The sequence below is a fragment of the Mycobacterium sp. genome, assembly GCF_032159765.1.
Classification (GTDB): Bacteria; Actinomycetota; Actinomycetes; order Mycobacteriales; family Mycobacteriaceae; genus Mycobacterium.
In genome coordinates this window covers 1-15,845 of sequence record NZ_JAVHWM010000053.1, presented here as the reverse complement: position 1 = coordinate 15,845, position 15,845 = coordinate 1, and the positions used below count along the sequence as shown (strand labels likewise).

19 protein-coding genes and 1 pseudogene are annotated in these 15,845 nt (G+C 65.9%); 7 read left to right on the top strand and 13 right to left on the bottom strand.

Annotation, left to right across the window (positions count from 1 at the left end; all coding sequences use genetic code 11):
* Positions 1-501, bottom strand: coding sequence for a hypothetical protein (locus QOH60_RS05480; protein ID WP_526417919.1), 501 nt, complete (start codon positions 499-501; stop codon positions 1-3).
* Positions 502-639: 138 nt separating this feature from the next.
* On the opposite strand from QOH60_RS05480, the gene QOH60_RS05475 reads away from it, so the two are divergent.
* Together QOH60_RS05475 and QOH60_RS05470 are read left to right on the top strand one after the other, a co-directional pair.
* Positions 640-1,992, top strand: coding sequence for an MFS transporter (locus QOH60_RS05475; protein ID WP_526417917.1), 1,353 nt, complete (start codon positions 640-642; stop codon positions 1,990-1,992).
* A gap of 9 nt (positions 1,993-2,001) precedes the next feature.
* The gene (locus QOH60_RS05470) at positions 2,002-2,451 is read left to right on the top strand and encodes a pyridoxamine 5'-phosphate oxidase family protein (RefSeq protein WP_526417962.1); all 450 of its coding nucleotides are present in this window, start codon (positions 2,002-2,004) and stop codon (positions 2,449-2,451) included.
* On the opposite strand, the gene QOH60_RS05465 is transcribed toward QOH60_RS05470, so the two are convergent.
* Positions 2,448-2,594: a hypothetical protein gene (locus tag QOH60_RS05465; RefSeq protein WP_526417915.1), complete on the bottom strand. Its 147-nt coding sequence runs from the start codon at positions 2,592-2,594 to the stop codon at positions 2,448-2,450. The genes QOH60_RS05470 and QOH60_RS05465 overlap by 4 nt on opposite strands.
* 51 nt (positions 2,595-2,645) lie before the next feature.
* A complete protein-coding gene (locus QOH60_RS05460) occupies positions 2,646-3,194 on the bottom strand; it encodes a hypothetical protein (RefSeq protein ID WP_526417913.1) in 549 nt (182 codons plus the stop codon).
* A 145-nt stretch (positions 3,195-3,339) separates the two neighbouring features.
* Between QOH60_RS05460 and QOH60_RS05455 the strand changes: the two genes are divergently transcribed.
* Positions 3,340-3,804: an SRPBCC family protein gene (locus QOH60_RS05455; protein WP_526417911.1), complete on the top strand. Its 465-nt coding sequence runs from the start codon at positions 3,340-3,342 to the stop codon at positions 3,802-3,804.
* On the opposite strand, the gene QOH60_RS05450 is transcribed toward QOH60_RS05455, so the two are convergent.
* From QOH60_RS05450 to QOH60_RS05420, 7 genes are read right to left on the bottom strand one after another with little or no spacing between them, the layout of a single operon-like run.
* The gene (locus tag QOH60_RS05450) at positions 3,798-4,727 is read right to left on the bottom strand and encodes an alpha/beta hydrolase (RefSeq protein WP_526417909.1); all 930 of its coding nucleotides are present in this window, start codon (positions 4,725-4,727) and stop codon (positions 3,798-3,800) included. The two genes, QOH60_RS05455 and QOH60_RS05450, sit on opposite strands and share 7 nt — an antisense overlap.
* On the bottom strand, positions 4,714-6,237 hold the full coding sequence (locus QOH60_RS05445; protein WP_526417907.1) for a flavin-containing monooxygenase: 1,524 nt from the start codon (positions 6,235-6,237) through the stop codon (positions 4,714-4,716). The genes QOH60_RS05450 and QOH60_RS05445 overlap by 14 nt, the downstream gene beginning before the upstream one ends.
* Entirely contained in the window at positions 6,219-6,950 is a 732-nt protein-coding gene (locus QOH60_RS05440; RefSeq protein WP_526417904.1) for an SDR family NAD(P)-dependent oxidoreductase, read from the bottom strand. Before QOH60_RS05440 ends, QOH60_RS05445 begins: the two co-directional genes overlap by 19 nt.
* The gene (locus QOH60_RS05435) at positions 6,937-7,692 is read right to left on the bottom strand and encodes an HpcH/HpaI aldolase family protein (RefSeq protein WP_526417902.1); all 756 of its coding nucleotides are present in this window, start codon (positions 7,690-7,692) and stop codon (positions 6,937-6,939) included. Before QOH60_RS05435 ends, QOH60_RS05440 begins: the two co-directional genes overlap by 14 nt.
* Positions 7,689-8,657 carry a zinc-binding dehydrogenase gene (locus QOH60_RS05430; RefSeq protein ID WP_526417900.1) on the bottom strand — a complete coding sequence of 323 codons (969 nt, stop codon included), beginning with the start codon at positions 8,655-8,657 and terminating at the stop codon, positions 7,689-7,691. Before QOH60_RS05430 ends, QOH60_RS05435 begins: the two co-directional genes overlap by 4 nt.
* 2 nt (positions 8,658-8,659) lie before the next feature.
* A complete protein-coding gene (locus tag QOH60_RS05425) occupies positions 8,660-9,889 on the bottom strand; it encodes a cytochrome P450 (RefSeq protein WP_526417898.1) in 1,230 nt (409 codons plus the stop codon).
* Positions 9,886-10,590, bottom strand: coding sequence for an NIPSNAP family protein (locus tag QOH60_RS05420; RefSeq protein ID WP_526417896.1), 705 nt, complete (start codon positions 10,588-10,590; stop codon positions 9,886-9,888). The genes QOH60_RS05425 and QOH60_RS05420 overlap by 4 nt, the downstream gene beginning before the upstream one ends.
* Before the next feature lie 82 nt (positions 10,591-10,672).
* Here QOH60_RS05420 and QOH60_RS05415 point away from each other — a divergent pair, with 82 nt between their 5' ends.
* Together QOH60_RS05415 and QOH60_RS05410 are read left to right on the top strand one after the other, a co-directional pair.
* Complete coding sequence (locus QOH60_RS05415; protein WP_526417894.1) at positions 10,673-11,491, top strand: SMP-30/gluconolactonase/LRE family protein; 819 nt, start codon at positions 10,673-10,675, stop codon at positions 11,489-11,491.
* Between the two features lie 21 nt (positions 11,492-11,512).
* Entirely contained in the window at positions 11,513-12,319 is an 807-nt protein-coding gene (locus QOH60_RS05410; RefSeq protein ID WP_526417892.1) for an acyl-CoA thioesterase domain-containing protein, read from the top strand.
* A gap of 9 nt (positions 12,320-12,328) precedes the next feature.
* Here the strand turns inward: QOH60_RS05410 and QOH60_RS05405 are convergent, their stop codons facing one another.
* Positions 12,329-12,520, bottom strand: coding sequence for a ferredoxin (locus tag QOH60_RS05405; protein ID WP_526417959.1), 192 nt, complete (start codon positions 12,518-12,520; stop codon positions 12,329-12,331).
* Positions 12,521-12,588: 68 nt separating this feature from the next.
* On the opposite strand from QOH60_RS05405, the gene QOH60_RS05400 reads away from it, so the two are divergent.
* On the top strand, positions 12,589-13,119 hold the full coding sequence (locus QOH60_RS05400; RefSeq protein WP_526417890.1) for a TetR/AcrR family transcriptional regulator: 531 nt from the start codon (positions 12,589-12,591) through the stop codon (positions 13,117-13,119).
* Here QOH60_RS05400 and QOH60_RS05395 read toward each other — a convergent pair.
* Complete coding sequence (locus QOH60_RS05395; RefSeq protein WP_526417887.1) at positions 13,116-14,276, bottom strand: CaiB/BaiF CoA transferase family protein; 1,161 nt, start codon at positions 14,274-14,276, stop codon at positions 13,116-13,118. The two genes, QOH60_RS05400 and QOH60_RS05395, sit on opposite strands and share 4 nt — an antisense overlap.
* 108 nt (positions 14,277-14,384) lie before the next feature.
* Between QOH60_RS05395 and QOH60_RS05390 the strand changes: the two genes are divergently transcribed.
* Complete coding sequence (locus QOH60_RS05390) at positions 14,385-14,930, top strand: TetR/AcrR family transcriptional regulator (protein WP_526417885.1); 546 nt, start codon at positions 14,385-14,387, stop codon at positions 14,928-14,930.
* 1 nt (position 14,931) lies between these two features.
* On the opposite strand, the pseudogene QOH60_RS05385 reads toward QOH60_RS05390, so the two are convergent.
* Positions 14,932-15,845: pseudogene (locus tag QOH60_RS05385) on the bottom strand (phosphotransferase); the annotation flags it as partial.

The following is a 15,845-nucleotide window of genomic DNA, read 5'->3' as shown; positions in this document are numbered from 1 at the left end:
CTAGATGCTGGCGACGTAGTCGGAGGTACGGAAGTCGCCGCTGAGCTGGGTTTGGTTCCCGAGCGGTCCTTCAACCGACACCCACGCACCGGTGGCGCCGGAGATCACCGGTGCCGTGACGGTCGTGCTTCCGATTCCTCCCCCGTCGGTGTAGACCCTGCCCATTCCCACTCCGGGATCGCCTGCACCGCAACTGATCCCGGGGCGCGGCGTAAGGACGAGCCGCACCCCGTACCAGATGTCCGGCGCGACGTTGGCCATGTGGACCTCTGCGGTCACCGTCGACCCGCTTCTCGAGATGACCGCGTACGCGGTGCCTTGGCCCGACGAGGGCGTGTACGGGTTGGTGGCCAGCCCGTCACATGTTCGCAAGCGGTAGCTCAGCGGAACGATCTTGGAGTCGGCCGCGGCAGTACCAGTGCCGATCAGGAGCATGGCCGCTGAGGCGAGAGCAAATCCGGTGACAGTCGACTTGGTGATGCCGCGGGTGAGATGACGCATCGCTGGTTCCTCCTCGTGCGGGCAGATGTCTAGAGAGTATTGACGACCGCCGGTTCGCGAAACCAGCAAATGGGCTATCCCAATCTTGCGCCGTGGCGTATCACTGAAAGAACGCTGAGTCTACAAAGGGGTGGCCAGATGGCTCTGGGAGACGACGACGTCGTCAAGACAGTAGAAGTGGACCAGCACGCGGAGCGGGCTCAGGTCCGCCGCGCGGCGATGGCAAGCGTGATCGGCACGACCATCGAGTGGTATGACTTCTTCCTGTACAACACGGCCGCGGCGCTGATTTTCCCGCACGTGTTCTTCCCCGCGTCGAGCACATATGCCGGTGCAATGCAGTCCTTCGCGACCTACGCGGTCGGTTTCGCGGCGCGTCCCGTCGGTGCCGCGATCTTCGGGCACTGGGGCGACCGGATCGGCCGCAAGGCCACGCTGATCACCACCTTGCTGGTGATGGGTCTCGCGTCGGCGGCCGTCGGTGTGCTGCCGAGCACCGCGAGCATCGGGATCGCCGCGCCTCTGATACTGGTCACGCTGCGGCTCGTCCAGGGCCTCGCGATCGGCGGCGAATGGAGCGGGTCGGTGCTTCTCGCGATGGAATGGGGTGCCCAGGACAAGCGCGGGCTTTTGGCGAGCTCGGCTCAGGTCGGGGTTCCTGTCGGGCTGGTGCTCGGCACTGGAGGCATGACGTTGTTGTCCAAGGTGCTAACGAAAGAGGAATTTCTTTCGTGGGGCTGGCGGATTCCGTTCCTGGCGAGTCTCGTGCTGGTGGCGGTCGGTCTGGCGATTCGGCTGCGCATCCTGGAGACACCGATGTTCGCCAGGGTGGTAATGGAGAAAAAGACGGCGCGGGCCCCGGTCAAGGACGCCATCCGGTACCACTGGCGGGAGATCTTGTTGTCGGCGGGTTCGCGATTCGCCGAGCAGATGCCCTTCTACCTCTTTACGGTGTTCGTGCTGACATATGTCGTACAGAAGCATCACTACAGCAACACGTTCGTACTAACCGCGGTGCTTGTCGGCGCGGCAGTCGAGCTCGGCACCATTCCGCTCTTCTCCCACCTGTCTGACCGCTTCGGGCGGAAGCGGGTGTACCAAGCGGGTGCGGTCGCGGTGGCCGTGCTTGCGTTCCCGTACTTCTTTGTGCTGTCCCAGGGCGGACAGGTAGCGATCTTCGTCGTGATCGTGCTGTCGCTGATCGTCCATTCGATGATGTACGGCCCGCAGGCCGCAATGATCGGCGAGAGCTTCCCGACTCATCTCCGCTACGGCGGTGCCGGCATTGGCTACCAGTTGGCCTCGGTGTTCGCAGGCGGTCCCGCCCCGCTGGTCGCCGCCTGGCTGCTGCACGAGACCGGGACGCCGTACTCGATTTCTGTGTATATCGTTATCGCAGCGGTGATTACGGTGGCCTGCGTGATCGGGTTGCCTGACCGCTCACGCTCGAACATCGACGACGTCGAGGTGTACGCCAGACAACGGAGTTGAATGGCAGCCATGCCGGATCTCAACGACGTCGTTTCGCTCGCCTCAACCGTCCAGTACCTCGCGGTGGTGTCCACTGTGCGCCGTGATGGCTCCGTCCAAGCCTCGCTGGTGAACGCCGGGGTCAGCGCGCATCCCGTCAGCGGGCAGCCAGTGCTGTCGTTCGTCGCGATCGGCGGCGGGGCCAAGCTGGCGAATCTGCGCAAGCGGCCGGCGATCGCGGTGACATTTCAGCGCGACTGGCAGTGGATCACCGTGGAAGGCATGGCCGAACTCGTCGGGCCCGACGACATCGAGCTCGGGCTCGATGCCGGTCAACTCGCCTCCCTGCTGCGCGCGATCTTCACCGATGCCGGTGGCACGCACGACGACTGGCCCACCTACGACGAGACCATGGTCCGCGAACGTCGCACAGCTGTGCTCGTCGCGCCCACCCGCGTGTACAGCAACCCGGGCGGCTAGGTGCTGATGCTCTGGATTGCGTCCGCGGTGTGCAGGTCGGCGTAGGCGGTCGCGCAGCGGTTGGCGAGCGCAACCGAGACGTCGGTTCTTTGCCACTCGCCCGCGCTGGCAGTCACCAGCCACAGCGTCAGCCCGTGGGCCACCGATCGGTATCCGTTGGCACGCGCGAATCCTACGCTTAAGCGCGTAAGCGGTCAGCCGATCGGAAGCAGATCCGACTCGTACGGCAGGCCCCACGGCACGCCGCCGCGGAAGATCTCAGCTCCGGAGACCGACATCGCCGGAAGCTCTGCCACGTGCGCGGCCTGCTCCTTGAACGCGCGTGCTGCACAGCTGAGCCGGTGCCGCATGTGCTGGGCGCGATGATGGAGCTCGGACGGCCAGGTTTCGCCCCACAGTGCGACCTCGGTGATGTTGCGATCCAGCGCGGCGATCACCATCTCGCGGACGCAGGTTTCGGCGTTCACCATGTCCGCGCTGACGGCGAGCGCGTGCGTATGCGGCTGGTCGTCTGCCAGCGCGAGCGGGTGCGCCTTTATGCCGAGTATCTGCAGCGGACGCACGTCGTGCGCGTCGGCGATGAACAGGTCGACGTCCCAGCCGGACATCGCCCGGTCGAACAGCCAGCCGCCGGCAGAGGTGACCACGTCGGCGACGTCGGCGGCGATCACGGCGAGCCGGTAGCGCGCGAAGGCTGTCGAATTGAGCTGGAATTCCTCAACTTTGAGTGCTCGGGCGGTCACTCTCACTCCTTCAGTGGGGTATCTGATGGTCGCTCGCCAAGCCTCACCAGGGTCGCAGACAACGGCACAAAGTACAGCGTGACAGTTTTGCTCCGATCTGTAAAGCTAGGCACGTAGATACTTCGCGCGAAGGAGGGCGGCGGAATTGGGAATCGTGACCACCAGCTCAGAAAATGCGTTCACTCACAGCGCGGAGACCATCTATGACTACGTCACCAACCCGGCTAACTGGGGAAAGGCGTACCCGGGAAACCCGCGCAACACCAACATCCCGCGCATCCCGCTGCAGGTCGGCGATACCTGGGACGAGGCACATCCCGAACAGGACCGGATTTTCACGTGGCAGCTCGCCATCGCGATGCGGCCGCGGTTGTGGGTGTTCAATTCGATAGGCCGGCTGGGCCATGACAGCGCCGGCGATGGCGGCATGGAAGGCCGCATGACGGTCGAGTACCGCTTCACGCAGCCGGGCGGCGACGTCACACTGTTCACCAGGACGATGACGATCGAGGCGTACAGAGATTCGCCGATGCCTGACGGGTTCTTCAGGATCGTGAACCCCGCACGGATCGACGAGTATCACGCCGCGATCGCACAGCAACTTCAGTAGGAGCCGAACGCGCGGCGCAGCGCCTCGCCCTGCTGCGCGAACAGCTGGCGGCTCAGGTCCCAGTCGGGCAGAAACGAATCGAACCCGTGGCAGGTGCCGGGATAGATGTGCAATTCGGCGGCGACGCCTGCTGAGGTCAGCCTGCCGGCGTAGGCGATGGCCTCGTCACGCAACGGGTCGAGCTCCGAGCACGTGATCAATGCGCTTGCCGCACCGGCGAATTCGCGTCGGCGCGCGGGAACTGAATCGGGGCCCGGCTCCACTTCGCCCAGGTAGTACCGCCACATCAGATCCGTGGCCGGACCGTCGATGCCCGGGGTCGTGGTGAACTCCGCTTTGGACGGCGTCGGGCGGTCGTCGAGTACGGGTTGGTGCAGCAGCTGAAAGACGATGGGTGCGGCCAAACCGTCGGCCGAACGCTGCGCCAGTCCGGCGGCCAATGCACCCCCGGCGCTGTTCCCTGCGACAGCAACTCGAGTGGTGTCGATGGCGAGTTCGGCGGCGCCCGCAACAACCCAGTCAAGGACTGCCGTCACATCGTCGACCGCCGCCGGGCATGGGTGCTCGGGTGCCAACCTGTAATCCACCGACACGACGGTGCAACGTGCGCGCCGCGCGAGCTCGACGCACTGGACGTGGTCGATGTCGAGGTTTCCCAGTACGAATGCTCCTCCGTGGCAGTACACCACCGCGGGGCCGGCGCTGGGGCTGCCGCGGTAAATGCGCACCGAGACGGATCGGCCGGATTCGGCTGCGACGTGTCCGTCGCTGACGATGACCCCCGACGTGTCCACGGCGCGGGCAGCGTCGCGTCGGCGCTGGTTGAGCGACTCGCGCAGCGTGGTGAGCGTCTCGGGTGACAAGTCCGTGCGAGCTGACGCCAGATGCCGCAGCTCCGGCGCCAGCCGATCAGCGATGTCCATGCACCGTCAGGGGTTCGTCGTGCTCGTGTCGCGGCCGCGGTCCGAAAGCGTAGTCGGCGGGCTTGAAACGTCGGGTCAGAGTCCAGAATGCGCGCGCGCTGCGCGGCCACTGCGTGACCACGCGGCCGTTGGCAGCGCGGAAGTAGTTGTGGCACCGTGTCGTCCACACCGTGCCCTCCATCCACCGGTCGATCTTCGCGGTGAAGTCGGCCATGGTTTCCTGCCGCACGCCGATGTAGGACTTGCCTTTTCGGCGCATGTATCTCAATGCGCGCACGATGTAGTGTGCCTGCGCCTCGAGCATGAAGATGACGCTGTTGGAACCCACGTTGGTGTTCGGCCCGTACAGCATGAAGAAGTTGGGGAATCCCGGCACGGCCATGCCCAGATAGGCGTAGGCGCCGTCGTGCCACGTCTGCCGCAGTGACATCCCGCGCTCGCCGACGACATCGATCTGGCCGAGGTAGTCGGCCGCCGCATAGCCTGTCGCGCACACCACCACGTCCACGTCGAGCTCGGTGCCGTCTTCGGTCACGAGAGTGCGGCTCCGCAGCGACCGCGCGGGACTGGAGACCACGTCGACGTTTGTCTGCGTGAGGGCCGGGACGAAATCCGACGAGAACACCAACCGCTTGCAGCCCAGTGGATGATCGGGCGTCAGCTTCGCGCGCAGTTCGTCGTCTGCAACGGCGGATTCGAGCATTCCGACTGCGAGCGCCTTGAATTCCTGCGTCTTGTCGCTGCCGTTCTCTATCACCGAGATGTTGGCCTCGCTGCGCAGCCACAGCCGGGTGCGATAGATCTTCTTGGCGAACGGGATGTGAGCGAACAGCCAGCGTTCGCGCTCGGTGTAGGACCGGTCAGGCTTCGGCAGGATCCACGTCGGCGAGCGCTGCACCGAGTACACCTTCTGCGCCGTCTTCGCCAGTTCGGGAAGCAGCTGAGAGGCGGTAGAACCGGTGCCGAGCAACGCAACTCGCGAATCGGTCAGGTCGACGGAGTGGTCCCATCGCGCAGAATGCATCACCGTGCCGGTAAACGGCTCCTCCTCGATCAGGTCGGGCATCACCGGCTGGGTGAAGAGGCCGACCGCGGACACCACCACGTCGAAGATGTGCCGCTCCCCGGCTGCCGTGGTCAAGGTCCACGCTTGCACCTCGGTATCCCATGTTGCTGAGCAGATTTCGGTGTTCAGTCTCAAGTTCGGTTTAAGCTCGTACCGCTGTGCGCACCGCTCGAAGTACTGGAGGATCTCGGGCTGCCCCGACCACAGCCGCGACCAGTCGGGGTTCAGATCGAATGAGTAGGAATACAGGTGCGACTTCACGTCGCACGCTAGACCCGGATAGGTGTTGATCCGCCAGGTTCCGCCGACGCCGTCTTCGCGGTCGAAGATCGTGAAGTTGCGAAAGCCTGCCTTGCGCAGAAAGATTCCGAGTGCCAGCCCGCCCGGCCCGGCACCGATGATTCCCACCGATAGCCCGCGGCCGCCTAGGTGACCCGCAGGCATTGCCCTCCGTCCACGACGAGTTCAGCACCTGTGATGAACGATGCGTGATCGGACACCAGGAACGCGACCGCGTCGGCGACCTCGGCGGGTCTGCCGATGCGGCCGAACACCGACGTTGCGGCCAGGCGAGCCTGGATTTCGCCGTCGAGCATCGGTGTGGCGATCGGTCCGGGCATCACGGCGTTGACCCGGATCCCGCTGGACGCCAGTTCGGCCGCCGCGATCTGGGTCAGCCCCCGCAGTGCCCATTTGGCGGAGCCGTACGCGGCGTGGTTGGGAAAACCCATCACCGCGCCGGTGCTGCAGGTGTTGACAATGGCCGCGCCCTGCGCGCGGGCCAGGTGCTCGCGTGCGGCCCTGATGCCTTGGAACGCGCCCAGGCAGTTGACGCGCCAGCTGCGCTCGAACCCCTCGGGCGTCTCCTCGGCCAGCGGGGCGCGGTGCAGCACGCCTGCGTTGTTAACCAACGTGGTCAACGAACCGAATCGGTCGACGACGGCTGCGACGCCGTCCTCCCACTGCTGCATCGACGTCACGTCCAACGGGACCGCGATCACATCGTCACCGAGAGTGCTGACACTGGAGCGGAGTTCGTCGAGAAGCACATCGCACGCGGCGACGCGGAAACCGTCGGCGGACAACCTCGCGACGATGGCCGCGCCCTGCCCGCGCGCGGCTCCTGTCACGATCGCGACACGATCACCTGTCGTCATTGGCCTCCGCCAGGTGTTCTGCGACGCCGCGCCGCAGCGCCTGCGACTCCGACGTCAGCGTGATCATCCGGAAATGCCAACGTGCTGCGGTCTTTCCGAGCTTTCCGGTTCCCGCGTGGATGCCGGACACGATGGCGTGTGCCGCGGCAGCGGCCTCGACCCGCTTCATTGTCTCGGCCATCGCCGGCTCCGTCCACGCCTGTGTGGGTCCATATCCGAGCGAGATCGCCAGGTCGGCAGGGCCCACGTAGAGGCCGGATAGGCCAGGCACCGCGGCGATCTCGCCGACGGCATCAAGACCCCGTGATGTCTCGATCATCGCGAAAACATCTGACTTCGACTCGATTTCAGCCGGATCTATTCCGAGGCTCGGCCGGAGTGGACCGAAGCTGCGGATCCCCGCCGGCGGGAATTTCGCAGCAGCCACCGCTGCAGCGGCCTGGTCCGCGGACTCCACCATTGCGATAATGACCGCGTCGGCGCCGGCGTCGAGCACGCGGCCGATCGGCGCCGGATCAGCCGACGGCAGCCGGACGGCGGTTGCGATCGGGACATGTTCGAGCCGCCGGAGAAGCAGCGCCACGTCGGCGTCGTCGAGATATCCGTGTTGCACATCGAACCCGACGTAGTCGTATCCGGCCCTGGCGAATTCCTCGGGCCCGACGATCGTCGGGCCGACGACCCATCCGCCGTAGATCTGGGTTTTCGCGGCGAGAGCCGCCTGCAACCGCGACGGGGTCACTGCACTATCGCAATCTTGATGCGGTCCGGTGCGGGCCGGCAGGCGAGCTCGAACGCCGTGTGTACCTCATCGATTCCGAAGGTGTGCGTCAGGTAGTTGGCGAGCAGTTCCGGGTGCTCCCGTGCGAACTCGTCTGCCTGGGCCAGCATCCGGCGCCGGTCGAGCGTGACACCTGATTTCAGCGTGAGGTTGTTGCGCAGCATCGCCCGCAGGTTGAGCGGATAGCTGTCGTCATCGGCAACTCCGAAATAGAAAACGGTGCCGCCGAATGCGGCTGCGTCGATGGCATGGCCCAGCGTGGCGACCTGGTGCCCCACCGCCTCGATCACGATGTCCGCCTTGTCGTTTGGCGCGAGGTGGCTGACCCACCGGTCGCTGGTGGCACGGACGACGGTGTCGACGCCGAATTTCTCGCCGACGCCTGTGCGGTCGACCGGGTCGACGCCGGTGACGTGGCCCGCCCCCATGGCCTTGGCCGCGTACGAGAAGAGCAGGCCGATCGAGCCCTGGCCGATCACCGCGACGTGCCTGCCTGCGATGTCGGGGAGCTGTTCGAGGGCGTACAGCACGCACGCCAGCGGCTGCAGCGCGACCGCATGCTGCGGGTCGAGCCCGGCGTCATAGGGCGCCAGCCCGTTTCCGTCGCTTACCACCCGCTCCATCAGCCCGTCGAAACCCGACGCCCATCCCACCACGCGGTCGCCTTCTTCGTGGTCGGGATGGCGGCTTGCGAGCACGTCGCCGACGATCTCGTGGATGGGGAAGCCGTCCATGTCCGCCGCGCTGGTGCCCTGATCGCCAGGGATCTTGCCGCGGACACCGCGGAAGGCGGGAATATCGCTGCCGCATACTCCTGCGGCCATGAACCGGAGTAACACCTGGCCGTCGGCGAGGGTGTCAGCTGTCTTGTCAGGCTTGCTCGTTCGCTCGAACGTGTACGGAGCCACGAGCCGGTACGACCACACGCTCAGACCTCCACCGGGACGCTGCTCCAGCCCCACTGGAAACTGGACGGTGGCCGTCTGGCGGCGTCGTCGACGATCCGGTAGTCACCGACTCGCTTCAGCCATTCGGTCACCATGACGGCGATCTCCAGGCGCGCAAGGTGATAGCCCAGGCAGAAGTGCTGGCCGCGGCCGAAGGCCAGCGACCGTTCGATCCGCCGGTCCCAGATGAACTCGTCGGGTTGCGGATACTCACGCTCGTCGCGGTTGGCCGATGCGAGTAGCGTGATGATCCGCTGCCCCGGCTCGATCGTGGTGTCGTGAATCGTGAACTGTTTGCGTACCGTGCGCGCAAACCATTGTGCCGGAGCGCAATAGCGGATCATCTCTTCGCGGGCGACGCGCACATTCGCGTCGAGGTCTGCACGCACCGCGGCCAATTGATCGGGGTGGCGCAGCAGTTCCCACAGGCCATGCGCGACGATCTTCGGCACGGTCTCCGTGCCACCGATGAAGACGCCGAGCAGCTGGGTGGCCGCTTCGGTGTCGTTGAACGCGCTGCCGTCGGGAAGTCGGCAGTCGAGGATGCCGTCGACGATCGGCAGCGCCCCGTCTGGTCCCCCGGCGCGTCTGTGTTGGACGACTGGGATCAGGTATTCGAGATAACCGGGCCGGGCGTTGGCGACCTCCACCCCGCTGCCCGGCTCGGCGAGGCTGCCGGCGTTGACGGTGGTGAGTACGTCAGGTGCGAGATCGACTGGGAGACCGAGGAGTCCGCACACCATCGACGCCGCGACGATCCCACCGTATTCCTGGGTGAGATCGAACGTGCCGCGGGGAAGCAGCTCGTCGAGCCGGTCGTTGGCAAGGCGCCGGATCGTCTCCTCCAGCTGTGCCACCGCCTTCGGGCGCAGCGGCGCTGAATGTGACCGCCGGATGCCGTCGTAGATCGGGTTGTCGAAGTTGGCGTGAAACGGCATGGGATGCAGAGGCGGATCGGGCACCGGTCCGGGGTTGTGCTTCGCCAGAACGGTTGCCGCAGGCAGTGTTCCCTCCGACGCGACGAAGGTGCCGTCGTTGATCTCGAGCACGTTCCAGATGTCGGCGAACCGCGACAGCGCGAACGTGTCCCACTTCGGCAGGTAGTAGATGGGATGGCTGTCTCGAAGGATGCGGTAATACGGCAATGGGTTGGCCATCACCGCGGGATCGAATGGGTCGTACGTGAAGTCCTGCACCACTTGAGTTTTCATTGCAGTGGCGACGGCGGCAGGGCCTGCAGAATCGAATCCTCCCAGCCGTCGCGCAACGCGGGAGCCACGCTCATCCACGTCACGATCTCGGCAGGCGGGCTTTCTTTCCAGGACGGGTAGTGATTGGCGAAGCAGTCCCAGCCGCCTTCCAGCGCCCAGTAGTGAATCACCTCGTTGAAGCGGAATGTCGTGGTGAACGAGCCGAGCCACTTCTTGCCGGTGCGTTCCGACCACGGTACGTAGAGGCGCTCGAGTTCGCGGATGTAGTCGTCCTGGCGGCCGGGTTTGGTCTGCATGATCTCCTGGATCACCAAAGTTGCGGTGAACCCGGTGTCGCGCAACTGCGCGAGCGTCTTGTTGCTCGGGCCCGGGTACATGATCCTGCCCTCGCCGGACGCGCCGATCTCCGTGATGAACGTCGACCATTTTGCCGCGGCCGCCTCGTGGCTGCCTCCGCGGGCCTGCGCGTTGCCGAGGCGGGCATAGTCGGAGAAACCGTCGACCTCCCAGATGATCGTCACCTGCGGCCAGTGGCCGTTGTACGGCGTCGTCTCCCAGATCGCGAACAGCCGCGCGCCGAGTTCTTCCATCATCGGCTGGTAGACGTCACCGAAGACCTGAAGGAATCGTTCTGGTCTGCCCGAACCGAGCGCAATCGTCTCGTGCAGGTAGAGCAGGGTGTGGCCGTGGTACTTGCGCACGGCTGCTCACGCGTTCCCGATAGTTGACACTGGCACCCAGCGAGCGTGACACTTATGGCGACTTTTGTAAAGGTGGTGCCGCATGAGCCTGATCCCGTTAGCGAACGGGTTCTGCTTCGGCGAGGGCCCGCGCTGGTTCGAGGGCCTGCTGTGGTTCTCCGACATGCTTGGCGGGGCCGTGCATACGGTCAACCTCGGTGGCGACCTGACCACGCTGCGGCTGGACGGCCACAGTCCGTCCGGCCTCGGGTTCCGGCCGGACGGCTCCCTGCTGATCGCGTCCACCGAGGCGCGCCAGGTGCTGCGTTATGACGGTGAATCGGTCACTGTCCTGGCCGATCTGACCGACCTCGTGCCCGCGGACCTCGGCGACATGGTCGTAGACGCCGTAGGGCGGGCGTATGTCGGCTCCCAGGCCCGCGAGGGCGGTGTGATCGTGCGGATCGGCGCCGACGACACAGCGGACGTCGTCGCGTCCGATCTGGAGTTCCCCAACGGGATGGTCATCACCCCGGGCGGCGACAGCTTGATCGTGGCGGAATCGACCGGCCGCCGGCTGACGGCATTCGATATCGCTGATGACGGAACGCTATCCGACAGAAGGTCTTTCGCTGAGGATCTGGACGGGCCTCCCGATGGCATCGCGCTGGACGCCGAGGGCGGCGTGTGGGTCGCGATGACGCTTGCGCATCAGTTTGAGCGGATCGTCGAGGGCGGCGCCGTCACCGACCGCATCGACGTGGATGGCCGCGCTGCGATCGCCTGCACGCTGGGCGGACCGGAGCGCCGCACCCTGTTCCTGCTCTCGGCCACCGACGCTTATCCTCAGCGACTGATCGGCACCAAGCTGTCCCGGCTCGACGCCGTGCCCGTCGACGTCCCGGGCGCAGGGCTGCCCTGACCCCCGAACAGAGAGAAGACCATGAGCGACTCCTACTACGAGCTGGTCGACGACGCCGATCCCGCTGGTGAGAAGTTCATCGCCACGGACCTCGTGCGCAGCACCTGGACCGCGGCGATCCAGCATGCGGCACCAGTGTCGGCACTGCTCGTCCGCGCGCTCGAGAAGTGCGAACGCCGCGACGACACCCGGCTCAGCCGCGTCGTCGTCGATCTGCTCGGGCCGGTGCCCGCCGAAGGTGACTTCTGGGTGCACGCCACCATGGACCGCGCCGGCAAGCAGATCGAGCTCATCACCGCCGAGATGCTCGGCCCCGGCAAGGACGGGCAGCCACGGCCCGTCGCCCGCGCCAGCGGATGGCGGTTCCGCCAACAGGACACCGCGGATGTCGTTCGGGCCTCAGCACCGCCGCTTGCACCGCGCTCGGAAGGCAAGAATCGCGATCTGGCCAAGAACTTCGACCGCAACTACGTGCACAGCCTCGAATGGCTATGGCTCACAAAGCCGTTGAACGACGGTGCCGGCGAATCGTGGATCAGGCCGACAGTCGACCTCGTCAAGGGCGAAACCATGACGCCCATGGAGCGGCTGTTCGCGGTGGCCGACTGCGCGAACGGCGTCGGCTCGAAGATCGACATCACCAAGTGGACGTTTTTGAACACCGATCTCGTGGTGCATATCCACCGGATCCTTGAGGGCGACTGGGTGGGCGTGCGTTCCGAGACGAACTACGGACCCGACGGCGTCGGGACGACCGTCGGAACGCTGCTGGATGAGCAGGGGTCCGTGGCCAGCATCCAGCAGTCGGTGCTGGTGCGCCGCCGCTAGAAGCGTTAGTCAGTCCATCAGCCGCAGCGCCGCGGCCGGACATTGCGTGACCGCCTCCTTCATGCGGTCGCGGTCAGACTCGGGGCGCTCGTTGTCATGGATCACCACGATGCCGTCGTCGGCCACCTCGAAGACGTCGTCGGCGATCGACTCGCAGATCCCGTGTCCGACGCACTTGTCGAGGTCGACTTCGACCCGCATGGTGTCTCCGATCCGTATGGCCTTCATCAAAGCGTGACAGTTTGGCAAAAATTTGTAAAGCTATTCCCATGCAGCAACCGGTCGACGCCGATACCCGTCAGCGAATACTCGCTGCAACGGCTGAGGTCCTGGGCCGCAAGGGCGTCACCAAGCTGAGCCTGACCGAGGTCGCCCTGCAGGCGTGCGTGTCGCGACCGACGCTGTATCGGTGGTTCGCCTCCAAAGACGAACTCATCACCGCATTCGCGGTGTGGGAACGCGAGTCCTACGAGCGTGGTGTTGTCGACGCCACCGCGGGCCTGACCGGGCGCGAAAGACTGGACGCGGCATTGAAGTTCATCGTCGCCTACCAGCATTCGTATCCCGGCTTGCGGATGGTTGATGTCGAACCCGCGCTGGTGATCGAACGGCTGGCCCGCGTGATCCCCCTCATGCGGGAGCGGCTGGGCCGCCTGCTGCTGGCCTCGCAAGGTGAGGAGGTGGCCGGGGCCGCGGTCCGTGTTGCGGTGTCGCACTATCTGGTTCGCAGCGACGACGACGAAGAGTTCCTGGCCCAGCTGCGTCACGCGGTCGGCCTGAGGGGCAGCTCGGGTCCCTAGTTGTCCCGGAGTTCGGCCAGTACTTCCTCGGTGTGCTCGCCGAGTTGCGGTGCCGTCGATCGCGGCGCCCACGGTGTGCCGTGGAAGTCGGCCGGCGTAGCCACCATCGGGACAGACGCCGTGCCGTCGGGCACGTCGACGATGCCGCCCGCCGCGTGGAACTGTTCATCGGCGACCATGTCCTCGAGCGAGTTGATCGGCGACCAGAAGAATTCCGGTTCGCCTGCAAAGGTTTTCGCCCACTCGTCGAGCGGCTTGGTGGCGAAGATCGCATCGAGCTCGCGGACGAGTTCAGTGGCATGCGCGGCGCGGGAACGCGCGTCGGTGAAGCGCTCGTTGGTCAGCCAGTCGGGGCGGCCGACCACCCGGCACAGCGCGGGCCAGTGGCGGTTGGCTTCGAGCCCCACGACCCAGAACCGCCTGCCGTCGGCCGCCGCGTAGTTGTTCATGCACGGATTGCCCATCGTCTCTCGCTGTCCGATCGCGATCGACTGGCCCGTCAGCAGATAGGTGTTGAGGTCGAAGCTCACGGTGTAGGCGCCTTGGCGGTACAGCGATGTCGTGACCAGCTGCCCCGTTCCGGTGCGATGACGCGCGACCAGCGCCGCGCAGATCGCGGCGGCCAGCGTCATGCCGGCTTGGTGGTCTCCCATGCCGCCCCGCTGGAACGGTGGCGTCTCCCCTGGGCGGGTAAGCAGGTGCGCGAGGCCGCCGCGCGACCAGAACGCCGCGACGTCGTAGGCGGCGCGGTCGGCGTCGGGTCCCGTCTCGCCGAACCCGGTGATCAAGCCGTACACAAGGCTCGGGCATCCCGGTCCCACGCTCTCGTAGTCCAGCCCGATCCGCCGCAAACCGGCCGGGCGGATATTGGTCAGGAAAACATCGGCCCCGCTTAGTAATTCGAGCGCTGTCGTACGGCCATCCTCGGTGGTGAGGTCCAGCACGACGCTGCGCTTGGAACGGTTGTCCATTTCGAACGGAGGGTTCACCCCCAGGTCGCAACCCAGCATCCGGCCGAACATCCGGCCCGGATCCCCTCTGGGCGGTTCGATTTTGACGACGTCAGCGCCCCAATCGGCCAGAATGCCGCCCGCCGCCGGGCCTGCGACCCACACTCCGAGCTCGACGACTTTGATGCCCTCCATTGGTCCTGCCATGGAGAATTCATATCGCGGTGCGACGGGAATGCCCAATGCGGGGCGAGCGAAGCGACGGGAATGCCCAATGCGGGTGACACTCCGCGGATTTCTTGTAATGCTCTACGGATGCCACCGCCAGCAACCGTCCAGGACACGGACGAGGACACCTCCACGCGCCAGCGGCTGCTGGTTGCCACCGCCGAGGTGCTCGCCCGCAAGGGCATGACCAAACTCAGCCTGTCCGAGGTTGCGCTGCAGGCCGGAGTCTCCCGGCCGACGCTGTACCGCTGGTTTGCCTCGAAGGAACAGTTGCTCGACGCGTTCGGCGAATGGGAGCGCGACCGCTACGACGTCGGCATCGCGAAGGCGACCAAAGGCTTGCGCGGCAGGGAAAAGCTCGACGCCGCATTGCGATTCATCGTCTCCTATCAGCAGTCGTATTCCGGTTATCGGATGGTGGACATCGAGCCCGGCCACGTCATCGGCCAGTTGTCGACGGTGATTCCGGTGATGCGCGAACGTCTGGAGCGGCTCTTGTCAGGGCCCAACAGCGCCGTTGCGGCGGCGACGGCGATCCGCGTGGCGGTGTCGCATTACCTGGTGGTCAGCGATGACGGTGACCAGTTTCTGGCTCAGCTGCGCCACGCCGTGGGCCTGAAGCACCAGAACTGAGTCATCGTCGCAGCGCGTCCACGGTCTCGAGATCCTCGAGCGCGGCGACGGCGCGTCGCAATCCCTCCATGGACACTTCCTCGGTCTGCATGCCGCCAAGGGCCGCGACCGTCAGCGGCGACACGTACGCGTACAGACCGGCCTGCCGGTAGCGGGTCCACAGGTCGTCGCGGCTGAAATCGGGGCCGCCGCCGGCGGCCAATGCCTTGCGGTAGACGTCGAGCAGGTCGCGCTCGACGTCCCGGCGGTCCTGCGTGGACATCCCCAGCACCAGTGTGTAGGTCAGATCGCGCGACGGGTGGCCGCGCCGCACCACCTGCCAGTCCAGCAGCCCGGCTCTTCCGTCGCGGAAGTAGGTGTTGCCCGGGTGCGAATCGCCGTGCAGCACCGTGTGCGGACCTTCGTCGACTGTCGCGGTGACGGCGTCGAAGTTCTCCCACAGATAACGCCCGACGTCGACGGGAATCGACGTGCGCTCGGCCAGCTTGCGGGCCGAGTACTTCATCAGCGGCGGTGTCAGCGCGGTGCTCGGATCTGCCGAGGGCGGCCACAACCAACCGAATTGCCCTCCGCCGCCACGCTTTTGAGGAAGCCGGCCGTAGAACGTCCCGTGGACGTGAGCGAGCACCTCGACGAGCAGTGCCATCTTGTCGTTGCCGATTCGGGCGCGAGCTGTTTGTAGAACCTGGCCTCGGTCTCACCCAGCCGCGCCAGTTCGCCGAGCATGCGCGTGCCCGCAGCGGCGGCAGAGAGTTTGACGAACACCGACTCGGGCACGTTGTCACCGGTGAGCGCGAGCCGCGCCCGCGACGACGTCCCCGACGTGCCGTCGAGCACCGACGCCGACGACACGCGCCTGCCGAGGATTCGCGACATGACGGCCGCGTCGAGGTCCTCGACGCGACGCGGGAAACG

Bases quoted from the DNA above. Each gene is read 5' to 3' on its own strand.
- QOH60_RS05475 (WP_526417917.1), top strand. From the start codon at position 640: ATGGCTCTGGGAGACGACGACGTCGTCAAGACAGTAGAAGTGGACCAG.
- QOH60_RS05415 (WP_526417894.1), top strand. From the start codon at position 10,673: ATGAGCCTGATCCCGTTAGCGAACGGGTTCTGCTTCGGCGAGGGCCCG.
- QOH60_RS05425 (WP_526417898.1), bottom strand. From the start codon at position 9,889: ATGAAAACTCAAGTGGTGCAGGACTTCACGTACGACCCATTCGATCCC.
- QOH60_RS05395 (WP_526417887.1), bottom strand. From the start codon at position 14,276: ATGGCAGGACCAATGGAGGGCATCAAAGTCGTCGAGCTCGGAGTGTGG.
- QOH60_RS05400 (WP_526417890.1), top strand. From the start codon at position 12,589: ATGCAGCAACCGGTCGACGCCGATACCCGTCAGCGAATACTCGCTGCA.
- QOH60_RS05480 (WP_526417919.1), bottom strand. From the start codon at position 501: ATGCGTCATCTCACCCGCGGCATCACCAAGTCGACTGTCACCGGATTT.
- QOH60_RS05450 (WP_526417909.1), bottom strand. From the start codon at position 4,727: ATGGACATCGCTGATCGGCTGGCGCCGGAGCTGCGGCATCTGGCGTCA.
- QOH60_RS05410 (WP_526417892.1), top strand. From the start codon at position 11,513: ATGAGCGACTCCTACTACGAGCTGGTCGACGACGCCGATCCCGCTGGT.
- QOH60_RS05470 (WP_526417962.1), top strand. From the start codon at position 2,002: ATGCCGGATCTCAACGACGTCGTTTCGCTCGCCTCAACCGTCCAGTAC.
- QOH60_RS05440 (WP_526417904.1), bottom strand. From the start codon at position 6,950: ATGACGACAGGTGATCGTGTCGCGATCGTGACAGGAGCCGCGCGCGGG.
- QOH60_RS05390 (WP_526417885.1), top strand. From the start codon at position 14,385: ATGCCACCGCCAGCAACCGTCCAGGACACGGACGAGGACACCTCCACG.
- QOH60_RS05405 (WP_526417959.1), bottom strand. From the start codon at position 12,520: ATGCGGGTCGAAGTCGACCTCGACAAGTGCGTCGGACACGGGATCTGC.
- QOH60_RS05445 (WP_526417907.1), bottom strand. From the start codon at position 6,237: ATGCCTGCGGGTCACCTAGGCGGCCGCGGGCTATCGGTGGGAATCATC.